General features: G+C 69.8%; 14 protein-coding genes. 7 read left to right on the top strand and 7 right to left on the bottom strand.

Features of this window, described 5'->3' with window-relative positions; translation table 11 throughout:
* The first annotated feature begins 101 nt into the window (after nucleotides 1–101).
* Genes tkt through gnd form a run of 3 tightly spaced genes read left to right on the top strand, consistent with a single transcriptional unit; the run spans nucleotide 102 to nucleotide 4846 of the window.
* A complete protein-coding gene (gene tkt / locus QSK17_RS16275) occupies nucleotides 102–2165 on the top strand; it encodes a transketolase (RefSeq protein WP_285705605.1) in 2064 nt (687 codons plus the stop codon).
* 12 nt (nucleotides 2166–2177) lie between these two features.
* Nucleotides 2178–3809, top strand: coding sequence for a glucose-6-phosphate isomerase (pgi, locus tag QSK17_RS16270; RefSeq protein WP_285705604.1), 1632 nt, complete (start codon nucleotides 2178–2180; stop codon nucleotides 3807–3809).
* A gap of 8 nt (nucleotides 3810–3817) precedes the next feature.
* Nucleotides 3818–4846 (top strand): phosphogluconate dehydrogenase (NAD(+)-dependent, decarboxylating), encoded by a 1029-nt coding sequence (gene gnd / locus QSK17_RS16265; RefSeq protein ID WP_285705603.1) that lies wholly within the window; start codon nucleotides 3818–3820, stop codon nucleotides 4844–4846.
* A gap of 123 nt (nucleotides 4847–4969) precedes the next feature.
* Here gnd and QSK17_RS16260 read toward each other — a convergent pair whose 3' ends face one another.
* The 5 genes from QSK17_RS16260 to QSK17_RS16240 form a co-directional block, all read right to left on the bottom strand.
* Nucleotides 4970–5773, bottom strand: coding sequence for a ribonuclease FAU-1 family protein (locus QSK17_RS16260; RefSeq protein ID WP_285705602.1), 804 nt, complete (start codon nucleotides 5771–5773; stop codon nucleotides 4970–4972).
* A 93-nt stretch (nucleotides 5774–5866) separates the two neighbouring features.
* Nucleotides 5867–6487 (bottom strand): PaaI family thioesterase, encoded by a 621-nt coding sequence (locus tag QSK17_RS16255; protein WP_285705601.1) that lies wholly within the window; start codon nucleotides 6485–6487, stop codon nucleotides 5867–5869.
* Nucleotides 6484–7350 (bottom strand): MaoC family dehydratase, encoded by an 867-nt coding sequence (locus tag QSK17_RS16250; RefSeq protein WP_285705600.1) that lies wholly within the window; start codon nucleotides 7348–7350, stop codon nucleotides 6484–6486. Before QSK17_RS16250 ends, QSK17_RS16255 begins: the two co-directional genes overlap by 4 nt.
* A gap of 3 nt (nucleotides 7351–7353) precedes the next feature.
* Nucleotides 7354–8577, bottom strand: coding sequence for a lipid-transfer protein (locus QSK17_RS16245; protein ID WP_285705599.1), 1224 nt, complete (start codon nucleotides 8575–8577; stop codon nucleotides 7354–7356).
* Nucleotides 8578–8618: 41 nt separating this feature from the next.
* The gene (locus tag QSK17_RS16240) at nucleotides 8619–9791 is read right to left on the bottom strand and encodes a steroid 3-ketoacyl-CoA thiolase (protein WP_285705598.1); all 1173 of its coding nucleotides are present in this window, start codon (nucleotides 9789–9791) and stop codon (nucleotides 8619–8621) included.
* A gap of 232 nt (nucleotides 9792–10023) precedes the next feature.
* On the opposite strand from QSK17_RS16240, the gene QSK17_RS16235 reads away from it, so the two are divergent.
* Complete coding sequence (locus QSK17_RS16235; protein WP_285705596.1) at nucleotides 10024–10962, top strand: 3-oxoacyl-ACP reductase; 939 nt, start codon at nucleotides 10024–10026, stop codon at nucleotides 10960–10962.
* A 71-nt stretch (nucleotides 10963–11033) separates the two neighbouring features.
* Here the strand turns inward: QSK17_RS16235 and QSK17_RS16230 are convergent, their stop codons facing one another.
* Nucleotides 11034–11810, bottom strand: a complete 777-nt coding sequence (locus QSK17_RS16230; protein WP_285705595.1) for an SDR family oxidoreductase — start codon at nucleotides 11808–11810, stop codon at nucleotides 11034–11036.
* Nucleotides 11811–12502: 692 nt separating this feature from the next.
* Between QSK17_RS16230 and QSK17_RS16225 the strand changes: the two genes are divergently transcribed.
* Complete coding sequence (locus QSK17_RS16225) at nucleotides 12503–12922, top strand: hypothetical protein (RefSeq protein WP_285705594.1); 420 nt, start codon at nucleotides 12503–12505, stop codon at nucleotides 12920–12922.
* Between the two features lie 710 nt (nucleotides 12923–13632).
* On the opposite strand, the gene QSK17_RS16220 is transcribed toward QSK17_RS16225, so the two are convergent.
* Nucleotides 13633–14250 carry a TetR/AcrR family transcriptional regulator gene (locus QSK17_RS16220; RefSeq protein WP_285705593.1) on the bottom strand — a complete coding sequence of 206 codons (618 nt, stop codon included), beginning with the start codon at nucleotides 14248–14250 and terminating at the stop codon, nucleotides 13633–13635.
* A gap of 158 nt (nucleotides 14251–14408) precedes the next feature.
* Between QSK17_RS16220 and QSK17_RS16215 the strand changes: the two genes are divergently transcribed.
* Nucleotides 14409–17147 (top strand): FAD-dependent oxidoreductase, encoded by a 2739-nt coding sequence (locus QSK17_RS16215; protein WP_285705592.1) that lies wholly within the window; start codon nucleotides 14409–14411, stop codon nucleotides 17145–17147.
* Nucleotides 17148–18254 carry an Rv3169 family protein gene (locus QSK17_RS16210; RefSeq protein WP_285705591.1) on the top strand — a complete coding sequence of 369 codons (1107 nt, stop codon included), beginning with the start codon at nucleotides 17148–17150 and terminating at the stop codon, nucleotides 18252–18254.
* The last annotated feature ends 21 nt before the right edge of the window (nucleotides 18255–18275 follow it).

Here is an 18275-nt window from a genome sequence, read left to right as displayed (position 1 = left end):
AGTTCGCGCCAGAGTCTCGCGCCGACCTGCGATCTCCGGGATCGGACCGGCACCGCCATCGCGCACCGCCAGGTTTCCGTCAGGAGGAGGCCACGCAGATCATGACCAATCTCGACACACTTTCCATCAACACGATCCGCGGCCTGTGCATGGACGCGATCCAGGCCGCGGGCTCGGGGCACCCCGGCACTCCGCTGGACATCGCTCCGGTCGCCTACACGTTGTGGCAGCGTTTCCTGCGGTTCGACCCCGCCGACCCGATCTGGCCGAACCGCGACCGGTTCGTGCTCTCGGAGGGTCATGCTTCGGCGCTGCTGTGGTCGCTGTTCCATCTGACCGGAGTCCATGCCGTCGATCCCGACTATGAGATCCTCGGCCGCCGCGCGGTCACGCTCGATGACCTGAAGTCGTTTCGCCAGCTCGGCTCGCACTGTCCCGGCCACCCCGAATACCGCCTGACCAGCGGTGTCGAGGCGACAACCGGTCCCCTCGGCCAAGGCGTCGCGACTTCGGTCGGCATGGCGATCGCGGGCCAGTGGCTCGCCGCCCGCTACAACCGGGACGGCTTCCCCCTGTTCGACTTCGACGTGTACGCGCTGGCCGGCGACGGCTGCATGATGGAGGGGATCTCCTCCGAGGCCGCCTCGCTCGCGGGCCACCTGCGGCTGTCCAAGCTGTGCTGGATCTACGACTCGAACCGCGTGACGATCGAGGGCTACACCGGGATCACCTTCACCGAGGACGTCGCCGCGCGCTTCCTCTCCTACGGCTGGAACGTGACGACCGTGGCCGACGCGAACGACATCGACGCAGTGAGCCGGGCGCTACACACGTTCAAGGCCGAGACCGAGCGGCCCACTCTCGTGGTGGTGCACAGCCATATCGGATACGGCTCACCGGTGGAGGACACGCCGAAAGCTCACGGAGCGCCGCTGGGCCCGGACGGCGTGCGGGCGGCCAAGCGTTTCTTCGGCCTGCCGGAGGATGCCGACTTCTTCGTCCCACCGCAGGTCTATGACTGGTTCGCCGAAGGAATCGGCACCCGCGGCGACAGGGCCAGAACCGCGTGGGAGGACAGCCTCAAGGCGTACCGTGACGCCCATCCGCGGGCGGCCGATGAGCTTGAGCGCATCCAGCGACGGGAGCTCCCGGACGACTGGGAGGCGGCGCTGCCCAGCTTCCCGCCGGACCCCAAGGGGATCGCCACCCGTGACTCTTCCGGCCGTGTGCTGAACGCCCTGGCCCAGGCGGTGCCCTGGTTGCTGGGCGGCTCGGCCGACCTCGCGCCGTCGACGAAGACACGTCTGGTCTTCGACGGCGCCAAGGACTTCCAGCCCGGCGACCGCTCAGGACGAAACCTCCATTTCGGTGTACGGGAGCACGCGGCGGCCGCGATCGCCAATGGCATGGCGCTCACCAAGCTGCGGCCGTATTGGTCCGGGTTCTTGATCTTCTCGGACTACGCGCGCGCCGCGATCCGCCTGTCCGCGCTGATGGAGATCCCGGTCCTGCACATCTTCACCCACGACTCGATCGGTGTCGGGGAGGACGGTCCCACCCACCAGCCCGTCGAACAGCTCGCGTCGCTGCGCGCCATGCCGGGGCTGCTGGTGTTCCGGCCCGCGGACGCGAACGAGGTCGTCGAGACCTGGCGAGTGGTCGCCGGACTCCACCGGGAGCCCGCGGCGCTGGTCCTGTCGCGGCAGGCCCTTCCCACCTTCGATCGATCCGGGCTCGGCGCCGCGTCCGGAGTCGCGAAGGGTGCCTACGTACTGGCGGACGCCCCGTCGGGCGCCCCGGACGTGATCCTGCTCGCCACCGGATCGGAGGTGGCGCTCGCGCTGGCCGCACGCGACGAACTGTCCGCCGAAGGCATCGGCGCCCGCGTCGTGAGCATGCCGTGCTGGGAGCTGTTCGACCGTCAGCCCGAGGAGTACCGCGACCAGGTGATCCCGCCGGACGTCACGGCCCGGGTCGCGATCGAGCAGGCGTCGACGTTCGGCTGGGATCGCTACATCGGCACCGGGGGCGCCGTCGTCGGGATGCACACCTTCGGCGCCTCCGCACCGCTCAAACAACTGCTCACCAAGTTCGGGTTCACCCCGGAACGCGTGTCGCAGGTCGCCCGCGAACGCGTGGCCGGCCGCCGGCCGTCCCGCCGATGATCGGAGAAACCGATGCCGACCGTCCCGCTCCGTGAGCGAGCTTCGTGGAAGGCGCTTGAGCAGCACCACACCGAGATCGGCGGGCGGCATCTGCACGAGCTGTTCGCCGAGGATCCCCGCCGTGGCGAGCGCATGTGCGCCGAGGCCACCGGGTTGTATCTGGACTACTCGAAGAACCGCGTCACCGACGAGACGCTGCGCCTGCTGATCGAGCTCGCCCGGGAATCGGAGCTTGAGCAGCGCAGGGACATGATGTTCCGGGGCGAGCCGATCAACACCTCCGAGCACCGGTCGGTGCTGCACATCGCGTTGCGGATGCCGGAAGGCGCCTCGCTCACCGTCGACGGCGTCGATGTCGTCCCGGAGGTCCACGACGTCCTCAACCGGATGGCGGCCTTCGCCCGGCAGGTTCGCTCGGGGCAGTGGAAGGGCTACACCGGCAAGCCGATCAAGAACGTCGTGAACGTGGGCATCGGTGGCTCCGATCTCGGGCCGGTCATGGCCTACGAGGCGCTGCGCCACTACAGCCGGCGCGATCTGACGTTCCGGTTCGTCTCCAACGTCGACTCCACCGATCTCATCGAGGCGACCCGCGACCTGTTCGCCGACGAGACGTTGTTCATCGTCTGCTCCAAGACGTTCGGCACGCTGGAGACCCTCACCAACGCTCATTCGGCGCGCGACTGGGTGATCGGCCAGCTGGGCAGCGAGAGCGCGGTCTCCCAGCACTTCGTCGCGGTCTCGACCGATGCCGCGCGCGTCGCAGAGTTCGGCATCGACCCCGCGAACATGTTCGGCTTCTGGGACTGGGTCGGCGGCCGTTACTCGATGGACTCCGCCATCGGACTGTCGACGATGATCGCCATCGGTCCCGAGCATTTCGGTGAGATGCTCGGGGGCTTCCACGAAATGGACGTGCACTTCCGCACGGCTCCGCTCGAAGTGAACCTGCCGGTGCTGCTGGGGCTGCTCGCCGTGTGGTACGTGAACTTCTTCGGGGTGCAGACCATCGGCGTCATGCCGTATGAGCAGTATCTGAAGCGGTTTCCCGCCTACCTGCAACAGCTGACGATGGAGTCGAACGGCAAGCATGTCAGCCGCGACGGCCGCGTCGTCGACTATGACACCGGCCCGGTCTACTGGGGTGAGCCGGGCACGAACGGCCAGCACAGCTTCTACCAGCTGATCCACCAGGGCACCCGGCTGATCCCGCTCGACCTGATCGGCTTCGCCAAGAGCCTCAACCCGCTGGGCGACCACCAGGACCTGTTGTCGGCGAACGTCTTCGCGCAGGCGCAGGCACTCGCCTTCGGCCGGACCGAGGAGGAGGTACGGGCCGAGAGCACGGCGCCGGGCGTCGTACCGCATCGGGTCATGCAGGGCAACCGTCCCACCAACGTGCTGCTCGCCGAGCGGCTCACCCCACACCGGCTCGGCACTCTCGTGGCGCTCTACGAGCACAGCGTGTTCACCCAGGGAACGATCTGGGGGATCGACTCCTTCGACCAGTGGGGCGTCGAGCTCGGCAAGGTGCTCGCGGGACAGATCGCGCCCGAGTTGCAGGCCGCAGCCGAGCCCGAGCTCGCCCACGACTCGTCGACCAACTGTCTCATCCGCCGCTACCGGAGGCTGAAGAAGATCTAGGGGATGCCATGACGACCGCCAGACCGATGAAGCTCGGCATGGTCGGGCTCGGAAGAATGGGCGCCAACCTCGTCCGACGGCTGATGCGCGACGGCCACCGGTGCGTGGTCTATGACCTCGACGAGACAGCCGTGCGGGAACTCACGGGCGAGGGCGCGATCGGAGCGACCTCGCTCGAGGACCTCGTGGCCAAGCTCGAGAAGCCACGGGCCGTCTGGCTCATGCTGCCCGCCGCCGTCGTACAGCCGACGCTCGACGAGCTGGTCCCGCTGCTCGAACCGGACGACACCGTGATCGACGGCGGCAACTCCTTCTACCGGGACGACATCGCCCGCGCGAAGCGGCTCGCCGCACAGCGGCTCCACTACGTGGACTGCGGGACCTCTGGCGGGGTCTGGGGCCTCGAACGCGGCTACTGCCTCATGATCGGTGGCGAAGACGCGGCCGTACGGAGACTGGACCCGGTGTTCCGCACCATCGCGCCCGGTAGGGGCGACGCTGAACCCACGCCCAGCAGAACGCGGAACGGGACCGCGCCCGATGGCTATCTGCACTGCGGACCCAGCGGTGCCGGCCACTTCGTGAAGATGGTCCACAACGGCGTCGAGTACGGGATGATGGGCGCGATCGCGGAGGGGCTGTCCATCATCCGGCACGCCAACGTGGGCGAGAAGGGCCGCGCCACCGACGCCGAGACCGCTCCTCTTCGAGATCCCGAGGCGTATCAGTACGACATCGACGTCGCCGACGTCGCCGAGGTCTGGCGGCGCGGCTCGGTCGTCGGGTCATGGCTCGTCGACCTGATCGCCGACGCGCTCGCCCGGTCACCTCAGCTCGACGGCTTCGAGGGCCGCGTATCCGACTCTGGCGAAGGCCGTTGGACTGTGAACGCGGCGATCGACGAGAGCGTGCCCGCCCCGGTCATCACGTCGGCGCTCATCGAACGATTCGAGTCGCGCGGGCTCGGACACTTCACCGACGCGGCGCTGTCCGCGATGCGCAGCGAGTTCGGCGGCCACGCCGAGAAACGCGGATGACGAAGAGATGCCCCGCTGCGAAGAAGGACGCGGCGAGACGTCCTATTTCGCCCTCGTTTGGTCCGGCCACGCATGCCAGCGGGCTTGTGCCGATCCCCTTGGACTTCTGGACCCTGCTCCGTCTCAAGAGCCAGTACGAAGCAAGCTGGTCGTCGGCTTGGCGGGCAGCTCCGGCAGGGACCACTCGGACGGCGGCGCGAAATCACACCAGCTCCCGTCGAAGGGGAACCGCCCGGTCTCCGCCAGTTGGGCCACCCGGTGGCCTTCATCGCGGATGGCCGCAGCTTCCTCGGCTGTCCAGTAAGCGGGATGACCGATCTTGTCGGTGAAGGACCGCTCGTCCTTCCATCTCCAGCTCCGATCCGATGCCACAGCGATGTCAAGCTCGAGATCACTGATGTCGATGTCCTCACCTCGCCGAACACGCCGCTCCAGATTCACGTACCACCCCTGGAAGAGCGGTCTCCGGGAGAGTCGCTTCTTGGAGAACAGCCACCAGACGGCGTGCGCCGCCCCGATGGGCTGGTAGATCAAAGCGCTTCCCTGACGCCAGCGGTCGACGCGGAGCGGATAGCCGTTCACCGGCCGGTCCTCTGGCGGAATGTCGCGCAGATGCGCGCCGTCGGGCAGGTCAGCTCGCCAGACCGGTGATCCGGTGGCCAACCACAACAGCAGGCCGTGCTCAGTGTGCTCGACGACCCGGACCGGACTCACCGTACTCAGGTGCCCGCCGAAGTAGAAGTTCCACCGAAGCGTCTGTCCCAGCTCGATACGCACGCCTTCGATCATGGCAGCGGCGGCATCCGTGTAAAGCAAACAGAATCCGCCCGGTGGGCGTAGGAGGCAATCGTCACTGCCATGCTCGACACATGACTCTTCGGCATAGGCAGCCCTCACCGCGGTCGTGACCGGCGCGCATCCCCACATGCCGTGCCCAGCCCCTCGCGTGTCTGATCAAACGTGCTGCCCGGCGGCATACCCGGGCCCGGCGGCATCCGCCGGGCCCGGCCACCTACGGAGTCAGCGGGGGCGTGGGAGGTGTTTGGCGATGAACAGGCCCTCGGCGCTGACGCAGACCTCACCGCCGGCCGAGATCGTGCCGGTGGTCCAGATCTTGCAGCCGTCGACCGCGACCTGGCGTCCCGTTACGGTCAGCGGCTCGAACAGCGGCGTGGGCCGGTGGTAGCGCAGGGTCAGCTCGGCGGTCATGCCGGACGGGCCGCCCCAGGCGTTGGCCACGCCGAGCGTGTGGTCGAGCAGCAGCGCGGAGACGCCGCCGTGCACGAACCCGGGCGGTCCCTGGTACGGCATGCCCAGGACGACGACGCCCTCGATCGAGCCGTCGTCCTTGCCGGTGAGCTGGAGCGGAGGCGCGATCGCGTTCTCCGGCCCGGTGACCGGATCGTGCCGGGTCACGCCCTCACCCCGCCACATGTCGACCATCCGTTCCTCCACGGCGGGAGCGTGCTCGTCGAGGTAATCGGCGACGGCGTTCAGCCGCTCCGCCACCCCGGCCATCTCGGCGTCCGAGCAGTCGCCGGCGTGCAGCAGCGAGGCGATCACGCGGCGGGCCGCGGCGACGGCCGCGTCCACGCCCTTGTTGTTCGCCTTGGCGGTCAGCTCCGGATGCGTCTCGCTCATGCCGTGACCTGCGCCGTCGCGTGCGTGAGCACGGGGGCGTCGTCGCGTTCCGGGCAGGTTGAGGTCAGCACCAGCCGGTCGTCCTCGCGCCACACCGTGGTCCGGATCGTCTCGCCCGGGAACAGCGAGCCGGCGAACCGCACCGACAGGCCGGTCAGCCGGGACACGTCGCCGTCGAGCACGCCGTCCACGATCGCCTTGGCGACGATGCCGTACGACGCGAGGCCGTGCAGGATCGGCCGGTCGAAGCCGGCCGCCCGCGCGAACCCGGGGTCGGCGTGCAGCGGGTTGAGGTCTCCGTTGAGCCGGTACAGCAGGGCCTGCCGGGCCGTGGTGGGCGAGTCGAGCACGTGGTCGGGCTCCCGTTCCGGCGCCGCCCACGGGGTCTCCGGCCCCGGGTCGCCGCCGAAGCCGCCCTCGCCCCGCGCCCAGATCTGCATGGTCGTGGTCCACAGCGGCTCGCCGCCGGGGTCGGCCGCGGACTGCTCCATGACGATGACCGCGGCCTTGCCCTTGTCCCAGACGTGCGCCACGCGCGAGGTGACGGTGGCGGCGCCGGAGGCGGGCAGCGGCCGGTGCGTCGTGAGGCCCTGTCCGGCGTGCAGGATCCGGCGCAGGTCGATGTCGATGCCGGGCAGGTGCATCGCGGTGGGACCGCGGTCCCCGGCGGAGATGCCCTGACCCGCGACCATCGCGAAGGTCGGGAGCACGCGCAGGCCGCGCTCGTAGGTGTAGGGCAGTTCGGGGTCCGCACCGCGGCCCGCCCCCAGGCTGAGGTGGTAGAGCAGCACGTCACGGCTGGTCCAGCCGATCTCGCGGACCGAGGGCGGCGCGCCGAGCGCCGTGGCGACGTCGATCGGCATGGCTCAGCCCTCCCTGCCCGTCTCGGAGCCGTCCAGCGTGCCCGCGCCGTACAGGGTGACGACGCAGGCGCCGCCGAGCCCGAGGTTGTGCTGCAGGCCGACCTTCGCGCCGTCCACCTGGCGGGCGCCGGCCTCGCCGCGCAGTTGCCAGGTCAGCTCGGCGCACTGGGCCAGTCCCGTCGCGCCCAGCGGGTGTCCCTTGGAGATGAGGCCGCCGGACGGGTTGACGACCCACCGGCCGCCGTACGTCGTGGCGCCGGACTCGGCGAGCTTGCCGCCCTCCCCCTCGGGGCACATGCCGAGCGCCTCGTACGTGAGGATCTCGTTGATCGAGAAGCAGTCGTGCAGCTCGATGACGTCGACGTCGTCGATGCCGATCCCCGCCTGGGCGAAGACCTGCTCCTTGGCGGCGCGCGTCATCGGGGCGCCGACGACGTCGATGTCCGACCTGGTGGCGAAGGCCTCCTCCGTGTCCGTGGTCAGCGCCTGGGCGAGGATCTCGACCGCTCGGCCGGCGAGGCCGTGCTCGCGGACGAAGCGCTCGCTGACGACGACGGCCGCGGCCGCGCCGTCGGAGGTCGGCGAGCACTGGGACCGGGTGAGCGGGTCGTGGATCGGCTTGTCACCGAGCACCTGGTCGAGCGTGTACTCGCTCTGGAACTGGGCGTAGGGGTTGTTCACCGAGTGCCGGTGGTTCTTCACCGCGACGGAGGCGATCTGCGCGGCGGTCGTGCCGTGCCTCTCCATGTGTTCGCGGGCGGCGTTGCCGAAGAACTGCGCGGTCATCGGCGCGTTGGCCCAGCCGCGCTTGGGCACCATCACCTTCAGGTGCCGGTCCACGGTGGTCACCTTGGGCATGCCGCCCGAGGGGTTCAGGGCGTCCTTCGTCATCTTCTCGAAGCCGACCGCGAGCGCGACGTCGGCCAGGCCGGCCTGGACCCACTCCCTGGCCAGCATCAGCGCCGTGGAGCCGGTGGCGCAGTTGTTGTTGACGTTGACCACCGGGATGCCGGTCAGCCCCACCTCGTAGAGGGCGCGCTGCCCGGCGGTGGAGGGGCCGAACACGTAGCCGACGGCGGCGCGCTCCACGGCGTCGTAGCCGATCCCGGCGTCCGCGAGCGCCGCGCCGACGGCCTCCGCGACCATGTCCGGGTACTCCCAGTCTCGGGTCTCGATCTTCTCGAACTTCGTCATGCCCACGCCGATGACGAATGTCCTGCTGCTCATGGGGTCTTCCTTCGTGTCCGGGGGTATCAGGCCTTGGCCGTTCAGATCCGTTCGATGATGGTTGCCGTGGAGTGGGCGCCACCCGCGCACATGGTGATCAGCGCGGTGGACGTGCCGCTCCGTTCCAGCTCGTGCAGCGCCTGGGTGATCAGGCGGGCGCCGGTGGAGCCGACCGCGTGTCCGAGGGCGATGGCGCCGCCGTTCACGTTGACCTTGTCCATGTCGGCCTTGTGCACCTGGGCCCACGAGAGCACCACCGAGGCGAACGCCTCGTTGATCTCGACCAGGTCGATGTCGGAGAGGGCCATCCCCGCCGCGCGCAGCACGTGCTCGGTGGCCTGCACCGGGCCGTCCAGGTGGTAGTAGGGATCGGATCCGACCATCCCGGACGCGACGATGCGGGCTCGGGGCCGCAGGCCGAGCGCCGCCGCCCTCTCCGCGCTCATCAGCAGCACGGCCGCCGCGCCGTCGCTGATCTGCGACGAGTTCCCGGCGGTGTGCACGCCGTCGGGGATGACGGGGGCGAGCTTCGCCAGCGCCTCCAGGCTGGTCTCGCGCAGCCCCTGGTCGCGGGTGACGACGGCGGTCTCCCCCGTCGGGCCCTCCTCCCCCATCACGGGCGCCTCGACCGGGATGATCTGGCCGTCGAACCGGCCCTCGGCCCACGCCCTGGCGGCCCGCTGCTGCGACACGAGGCCGAACGCGTCCACGTCGGCGCGGGTGATGCCGCGCTTGCGCGCGATCCGCTCGGCGGCGGTGAATTGGTCCGGCATGTCGAGGGACCAGCCTTCGGGGAAGGGGCTGCCGGTCTCGGGCGTGAGCGCCTGGCCGAGGAAGACCCGGCTCATCGACTCGACGCCGCAGCCGATGCCGGCGTCGATCGCGCCGGACGCGATCAGACCAGCGACCAGGTGTACCGCCTGCTGGGAGGACCCGCAGGCGCAGTCGATCGTCGTGCACGCCGTCGTGTACGGCAGGCCGGCGTGCAGCCATGCCTGGCGGGTGACGTTGTTCGACTGTTCCCCGGCCTGGGTGACGCATCCGCCGATCACCTGTCCGATCACCGGGCCGATCGCGTCCAAAGCCACGCCCGTCCGGTCGAGCAGGCCCTTGTGGACCCGGCCGAGCAGATCGGCGGGGTGCAGGCCCGACAGCACGCCCCTGCGCCTGCCGACCGGCGTGCGCGCGGCGTCGACGATGACGGCCTCAGCCATGGGGTTCTCCTCGATTCAGTGGTTCCCGTCCACGCCGGCCCGGATCTGCGGGCAGGCCTGACGGCGACACTAGAATCAATTCTTATTCGCCACAATGCTCGTGTCCCGGTGAGTGGCAACCACAGCTCGGCGGCCGACGAGCCCCCTCCACTGAGTGGGACGCCACCTCGGCCGAAATTAGAATACGTACTAGTTTTATGCCCTCATATCGTGATCGGACAGGAGCAGGGACATGAGCCCAAACGTCAGCTTGGAGGGCAGGACCGCCGTCGTCACCGGCGCGGGTGCCGGACTCGGCCGCAGCGAGGCGCTCGCGCTCGCCGCGCGCGGCGCCAATGTCGTCGTCAACGACATGGGCCCGGCCGCCGACGAGGTCGTGGCCGAGATCAAGGCACTTGGCCGGGAAGCCGTCGCGGTGACCGGCGACGTGAGTGACTGGTCCATGGGCGACCGCCTGGTCCGGACTGCGGTGGACACGTTCGGCGGCCTCGACATCCTGGTCAACAACGCGGGCGTGCTCCGCGACAAGATGCTGTTCAACCTGACCGAGTCCGACTGGGACGACGTCGTCCGCGTCCACCTCAAGGGGCACGCGGCGGTGTCCCGCGCGGCCGCCACGTACTGGCGCGAGGCGAGCAAGGCCGCCGGCGGACCGGTCTACGGCCGTGTCGTCAACACCTCCTCCGAGGCGTTCCTCTTCGGCTCCGCGGGCCAGCCGAACTACTCGGCCGCCAAGGCGGGCATCGTGGCGCTGACCCTCTCGACCGCCCAGGGCCTGTCCCGCTACGGCGTGCGCGCCAACGCGATCTGCCCGCGCGCCCGCACCGGCATGACGGCGCACGTCTTCGCCGACGGAGGGAACACCGCCGGAGGGCTGGACATCCTGGCCCCCGAGCGGGTGGGCACCTTCGTGAGCTATCTCGCCTCGCCCGCCGCCGACGAGATCAACGGCCAGGTGTTCGTGGTGTACGGCGACATGGTCGCGCTGATGGCGGCCCCGACCGTCGAGCGGAAGTTCACCGCGGCCGACGGCGTCTTCTCCGTGGAGGAGTTCGACTCGCAGATCACGCCGTACTTCAGCGGCCGCAGCCCGTACCAGAACTACGCGGCCTACAGCGTGGCCGAACTCGACATGACCGGGATCCCGAACGCCGCCGCGGCAAAGAAGTGACTCACGCGGCGGGGGCCGCCCCCTCCGTGTACATGCGGTTCCCCCGCCTGGCTCTCGCCGGCCGCGTTCGGTCAGTAGACGTCCGGGCCGCGCACGGTGGCCTCGGCGCCGCCGTCCACGTACACGACCTGCCCCGCCATGTGGGTGTTCGCCGGGCTGATCAGCCAGCGCAGCGCCTCGCCGATCGCCTCGGGCCGGGCGTGCCCGTTGAGGGGCATGGGGACGGCGGTCGCCATGACCGCGCGCATCGCCTCGTCCGCGAAGAGCGGCGCCGTCATCGGCGTGAGCACGATGCCCGGGGCGATCGCGTTGAGCGAGATGCCCGTGCCCGCCCACTCGGGCGTGACCGCGACGCGGCGCAGCCACCGCGCCAGCGACGACTTGGACGACGGGTAGAGCAGCGCCCCCGCCTCGCGCTCGATCGCCCGCTCCGCCAGGGCAACCGCGGCGTCCTCGTCGCCGCCCAAGCAGGCCGCCACCACGTCCGGGTCCACCGCGTGGGTGCCGGCGATCGAGCACACCACGGCGGCGCGCGGCGCGGGGGCGGCGGCGAGCGCCGGGCGCAGCCCCTCCAGCAGGGCGACGACGCCGAAGTAGTTCACCCGCACCGTCAGCGGGGTGACCCCGGCGACGCCCGCGCAGGCGACCACGCCGTCGAGCGCGCCGCCGGCCAGCCGCAGCACCGACTCCACCGCCAGCGCCCGCCCGTCCCGGGTGCCGAGGTCCGCGCACACGTCGGCGTCCTTCAGATCGATCCCGATCACCTGGTCGCCCTGCTCGCGCAGCAGTCCGGCCAGTGCTCTGCCGATGCCAGACGCCGTACCGCTGACGGCGATCTTCCGCGTCATTCGTCCGCTCCCCTTCCGAGTCGTGCCCGGTAGCCTCGGACGATAGCCGTACGGCGGGCCGCCTGACAGCGGATCCCGGTCATCAGGACGAGCCGGAACGGCTCAGCCGCCGGAGGAGATGATCCCAGCCGCCCGACAGGCGCGCACGGTGAGCCCGCGGCAGTCGAAGGACTCCACCTGCGGAGCGCAACCACCACCGCGAGCACCCAGTCCTCGGACTCCCCTCCCCGGCCGTCGACGAAGAGCCGCTTGGCCATGGTCAGAGCGCCCATACGGTGGGCGATCATGAACTCGAACGAGAGGGGCGTCCCAGCCGGAGGCTGTCACACAGAGTATCGATATAGATCAATTGACTTACGGTCAGGCGGTGCGTAAGTTCCAAGCGCTGGGTGATCTTTACCCGAGATCGGAGCGCTTGTGCACAACCCCCTACTCGGTCGACTCCCATGGGCATCAACGCCTCGCGAAAGCAGTCGTTGCCGGACTACTGATGACGCCCCTTCTCGTCATCACCTCCACACCGGCAGCGCCAGCGGATCCAGGCTCATCACCGGCAAGGGGATCACTGACTACAGCAACCGCGAAAAGCCTACCTCTGGAACCTTCTTTTTCCCCTGCAAGCAGGGTTTCACTGACCTCCAAACTGTAGTGAACCCGTTCGGCGGAGACATCAAGAAACGGAAGATCGACTAATGGAGAGGCCCTATGCGCCCGCTTCCATCCCGAGGAGGGCCGCTTTAAGTCTGCTTTTTGTCAGCCAGATCGCGTTACTGGCAGGCTGCGGCAGGCAGCCGTACTGGGATCAGGTCCTCAGAGCGACAGTCTCGGATGACGAGCGGACCATCGTCGCGATAATGACCATAGGGCCTCCTAAAGCCGACAGCACCTCCTGTTACGAGGTGACGGACAAGGAATCCGAGGAATCTGCCACCCAGGTGAGTATCTCGGTCCAGTTGCGTGACAACTGCGCACCGGTCTTCCCCTGGCAGGAGGAATTCCATACGCTCGAAGGCTACGGGCTGGAGGTGGAATTCCGACTGAAAGCACCGCTGGCAGAGCGGAAGATCATCGACAAGGTCAGTGGCGAGCCGGTCACCGTCATCGACGGATGACCGCTCGTCTGGAAACAGACTGACAGGCTCTCCGTGGCGGAAGTCCCCTTCGCGCATCCGGTCGGAAACGCGGTCACCCAGGAGGGCGATCTGTACTGGACCGGGGGCAAGACAACCGATGAACTCTGCGGCTGGAAAGTGACCGACCTCCCCCGTCTACACCGTGCGATCTAACGGGGATATCGTCGAGAAGGATATAAACAGCGGGGAAACGACATGACCGAGTCGAACCCGCTCGCACCCTGCCGCCATTATTTCATCGATATCCACGACGCCATCAAAGCCTTCGGCGGGGATATCAAGAATTCAGACCCTGGACACCTGCACGCCCGCCTTTCCCTGGCAGCAGAGAAACATCATCCTGCTTGGACATGCGTTCAAAGTAGACCTACGCTTAAAAAAGCCACTGGGGAATCGTACTGTCCTTGAAAAGGAAATCAAACAGGAGGTGCGGGTAGACCTACCTTCCGCCGGCTAATGTTATGGAGCGGTCCGCACAATCACTCCGCCATAACTCAATCTCTCAAAATGGTCCGGCACTCCCACGCGGGCGCCGGACCATTCGGCCATAAGATCAGAATGCTGCGCCGAAGGGCACTTCGCTCCAATTCTTGGATCCGCAGGCGCTCGCGCGGGTTAATCCCGACCTGACTGTAGGAATTGGACGCACAGACCCTTGCGGCGCCCCCTCTCCTCGTGTGAGTACGGGGTCAGGCGTCGGCGGCGTTGGAGCGGGGACCGAGCAGCAGCCGGGAGGCGAGCCGGATGTCGCTCTCCATGTCCGGGATCGAGGCCCGACCGTTGAGGCTGGACTGCAGCACGCCGTACCAGCACTGCATGAGCAGCCGGACCAGGGTGACGTCCTGCGCGGTGGGGTTGTCGATGCCGAGTGCCCGCAGGACGATGTCGCGGAACGTGCTGTCGATCCGGCCCGCATCGGCGACCGCGGCGGCGTTGGCGGCGAAGGACGAGTTGAGCATCGCGGTCGCCAGCGCGGGCCGGCGCAGCAGCTGCCTGCTCGCGCTCACCAGCAGATCGCCCACCGCGTCCTCGGGGCTGGTGCCGGGCTTCGGGCGGGTGACGCTCTCGTTGAGGCGATCGACCTGCTCGGCCATCACGGCGGTGAACAGGTGCGTCTTCGACGGGAAGTAGCGGTACAGCGTGCCGATCGCAACGCCGGCCGCCTTCGCGACCTCGTGCATCTGGACCCGTTCCAGGCCCTTGTCCGCCGCGAGGTGCGCGGCGGAGCGGAGGATGCGGAGATGCCGGGCGCGCTGCTCGGGCGAGCTCGGCTCAGCCGGCGGCCTGGCTTCGGCGATTCTCGGCACGCTCTCCCCCCTGGTCGTTTCGACAAGACATTACACACGGGTTCTGGTGAATCCGTGAACGGGTCGATACCGGTGAGTGGGATGCGACGGCCACCGTGATGCCGCGCTGCGGTTGCCTGAAGGCGGACAGCGAGAGCGTTCGCGGAAGGACAGGCGGCATGGCCGGTACGGAGCGATGGGACGACGGGTACGACGTGGTGGTGGCCGGCTCCGGCGCCGGCGCCATGACGGGAGCTCTGGCGGCGGCCTCGCGCGGTCTGCGCACCGCTGTCCTGGAGAAGACCTCCCTGCTCGGCGGTACCTCCGCGTACGCCGGCGCCGCCGTCTGGCTGCCGGGCACCCGGGTGCAGGAACGGGCGGGCATCGGGGACTCGACCGAGTCCGCGCGGACCTACCTGCGCGCCCTGCTCGGCGAGGACACGGACGGGAGGCAGGAGGCGTTCCTGACGACAGCGCCGGAGGTCGCCGAGTTCCTGGAGCGCGATCCGGCGATCGAGTTCGAGTGGCGTCCCTTCCCCGACTACTTCGCCGCCCCCGGCCGCATGGACATGGGACGGTCATTCGTCCCGCTCGACCTGGCCGCCGAGCGGCTCGGCAAGCTCGCCTCCCTGGTGCGTCCTCCGGTGGACCGCGACCGGGCCGGGCAGGGCCACCCCGACGCGCCGCTCTCCCAGGGCCGGGCCCTCATCGGGCGGCTGCTGCTCGCGCTGACGAACACGGGGAACGCCACCGTGCGCACCGGCACCCGACTGCGTCGCCTCGTCGTCGAGGACGGCCGGGTGACCGGCGTGGAGGCCGAGACCGCGAGCGGCCCGGTGCGGATCCGCGCGACGCGCGGCGTGCTGCTGGCCGCGGGCGGCTTCGAGGGCAACGGCGAGATGCGCGCCGAGCACGGCGTCCCCGGCGACGCGGGCTGGTCGATGGCTCCGGCCGGGGCCAACACGGGCGACCCGATCCTGGCCGCCGTCGCCGCCGGCGCCGCCACGGACGTGATGGACCAGGCGTGGTGGTGCCCGGGCGTGGAGGACGAGAGCGGCCGCGCCTGCTTCACGCTGGGCTTCCGCGGCGGCCTCGTGGTGGACGCCTCGGGGCGCAGGTTCGCCAACGAGTCGCTCCCGTACGACCGGATGGGCCGGGAGATGGCCGCTGCCGCGGACCGGGTGCCGGCGTACTTCGTCTTCGACTCGCGGCACGGCGGGCGGCTCCCGGCGATCTCCGTGCCGGGCGCCGCGGGGACGAACTGGCTCCAGGCCGACACCCTCGGCGAGCTGGCGGAGAAGCTGGGCCTGCCCGCCGCCGCGCTGGCCGCCACGGTCGAGCGGTTCAACGGCTTCACCCGGGACGGCGTGGACGCCGACTTCCATCGAGGCGAGGACCCGTACGACCTGTTCTTCGCCGACCGGTCCCGGGACGGGGACCGGGGATCGAACCCGTGCCTGATCTCGGTCGACCGGCCGCCCTATTACGCCGCGCGCCTGGTCCTCAGCGATCTCGGCACGAAGGGCGGCCTGCGCACCGACACGGAGGGCCGCGTGCTGGACGGCGCGGGCCGCCCGATCGAGGGCCTGTACGCCGCGGGCAACACCAGCGCCTCCTTCTCGGGGCGTGTCTACCCGGGCCCGGGGGTGCCGATCGGGTCGGCGATGGTCTTCGCCTATCGGGCGGCGCGGGACATGGCAGGAAACACGGCCAATGACATGGCCGATGACATGGCCGATGACATGCGACCGTCCGCACCCCCGGGACCGTCCGGTGACGTGCCGGAGGCGGCGCGACGTGTCATCACCGTCGACACGACGGACCTCGACGCGCTGCGCGCCGCCCTGGCCGGCTGGCTGACCGAGCGGCTGGGCGCCGACCGGCCGGTCCGCCTCGGCGGGCTGACCCGGCCGAGTCACTCGGGCATGTCGAGCGTCTCCGTCCTGTTCGACGCCGAGTGGGCCGTCGCCGGTGAGGACCACCGGGCGCGCCTGGTCGCCAGGCTGGCGCCGCGGGCGAGCGCGTTCCCGGTCTTCCCCGGCTACGACCTGCGCCGGCAGTTCGATGTGATGCGGGTGGTGGCCCGGCACACCGACGTCCCCGTCCCCGAGGTGCACTGGCTGGAGGAGTCCGGCGACGTCCTCGGCGTGCCGTTCCTCGTGATGAGCCGCGCCGACGGCCGGGTCCCCGTCGACAACCCGCCGTACGTCTTCGACGGGTGGCTGCACGACGCGACCGCCCGGGAGCGACGCGAGGTCCAGGACGCGAGCGTGGGGGTCCTGGCCGGGATCCACGGGCTGGAGCGGGCCGCCGACCTGCTCCCCGACCTGCTCCCCGACCGGGCCGCCGAGGCGGGCGAGGACGCGCTGCGCAGCCATGTCGAGCGGGAACGCGCGTACTACGAGTGGACCCGCCGTTCCGACGGCGTGCGCATCCCGGTGATCGAGGACGCGTTCACCTGGCTGGAGGAGCACTGGCCGGCCGATCCCGGGCCCGCCGTGCTGCTGTGGGGCGACGCGCGGGTCGGCAACATGGTCTACGGCGGGACGCGGCCCGTCGCCGTGCTGGACTGGGAGATGACGACCCTGGGACCCCGCGAGATGGATCTCGGGTGGTTCGTCTTCCTCCACCGGTTCTTCCAGGACATCGCCGAGATGCTGGAGACGCCGGGCCTGCCGGACTTCTGCCGCCGCTCCGACGTCGTCGAGGAGTACGAGCGGCGCACCGGCCACCGGGTCCGCGATCTCGACTTCTACCTGACGTACGCCGCGCTGCGGCACGCGATCGTCATGTCCCAGGTCAAGCGCCGGGCCGTCTGGTTCGGCGAGGAGACCACACCGGCGACGCCGGACGAGTACGTCCTGCACCATGCCGCGCTTCGGGACCTCGTGGCCGGAACCTACTCCTGGGAGAGCTGAATGAGACCTGCCCCTCTGGACGAATACCCCATCCACCAGTCACCGCTGTCGATGGCCCAGGTCGCCGCCACCGACCGCAACTTCTACGACCGGTGCTACTTCAACGCCCACGACCGCACCGGAGAGGTGTTCCTGGTCACCGGTCTCGGCGTCTATCCGAACCTCGGGGTGACCGACGCCTTCGCGACGGTGCGGCGCGGAGACGAGCAGTGGGCGGTGCGCTTCTCCGACGCGCTCGACGACCGCTCCCTGGAGGCGAAGGTGGGCGCCTACCGGGTGGAGGTCGTCGAGCCGCTGCGCAGGATCCGGGTGGTCTGCGAGCCCGCGGACCGCTCCGTGTGCTTCGACCTCACCTGGGAGGGCGCGTTCCCCGCGGTCCTGGAGGACCGGCACGTACTGATGTCCGGGCCGAAGGCGATCCTCGACGCCACCCGGTTCGCGCAGGTCGGCGCGTGGTCGGGCACCCTCAGCGTGGACGGCGAGGATCTCCGGGTCGGCCCGGAGGTCTGGGTCGGGAGCCGCGACCGCTCGTGGGGCGTCCGTCCCGTCGGCGACGCCGACCCGGCAGGACGGCTCGCCGACGAACCCCTCGCCGGCCATTGGTGGGTGTACGCCCCCTTGCGGTTCGACGACTTCGGCCTGCTCGTCATCGCGCAGGAGTCGGCCGACGGGACGCGCACCCTCAACCACGCCACCAGGGTGTTCCCGGACGGCCGCGTCGAACAGCTCGGCTGGCCCCGGGTGGAGATCACGTACGCCCGCGGCACGCGTCATCCGGAGTCGGCGCGCCTGCACCTGACCACTCCCGCCGGCGAACCGGTGCTGGTCGAGATCGAGACCCTCACGTCGATCGCCCTGAGCGTCGGCGCCGGGTACGGCGGAGACCCCGACTGGACGCACGGCCAGTGGAGAGGCCGCGACTGGTCGAGCTCGTCGAGGTACCAGCTCAAGGACCCGGCGATCACGTCCCGGCTCCCGTTCGCCACCGTGGACCACGTCGCACGCGCCACCTGCGACGGCGCGGTCGGCTGGGGCATGTTCGAGCACGCGAACATGGGCCGCCACGACCCGAGCGGGTTCGCGGACTGGTTCGCGACGGCCCCGTAGTCTCCGCGTAGGTTCCGCGCG

This window comes from Microtetraspora sp. NBRC 16547, assembly GCF_030268965.1.
GTDB lineage: Bacteria > Actinomycetota > Actinomycetes > Streptosporangiales > Streptosporangiaceae > Microtetraspora.
This window is presented reverse-complemented; position numbering and strand designations above follow the sequence as displayed.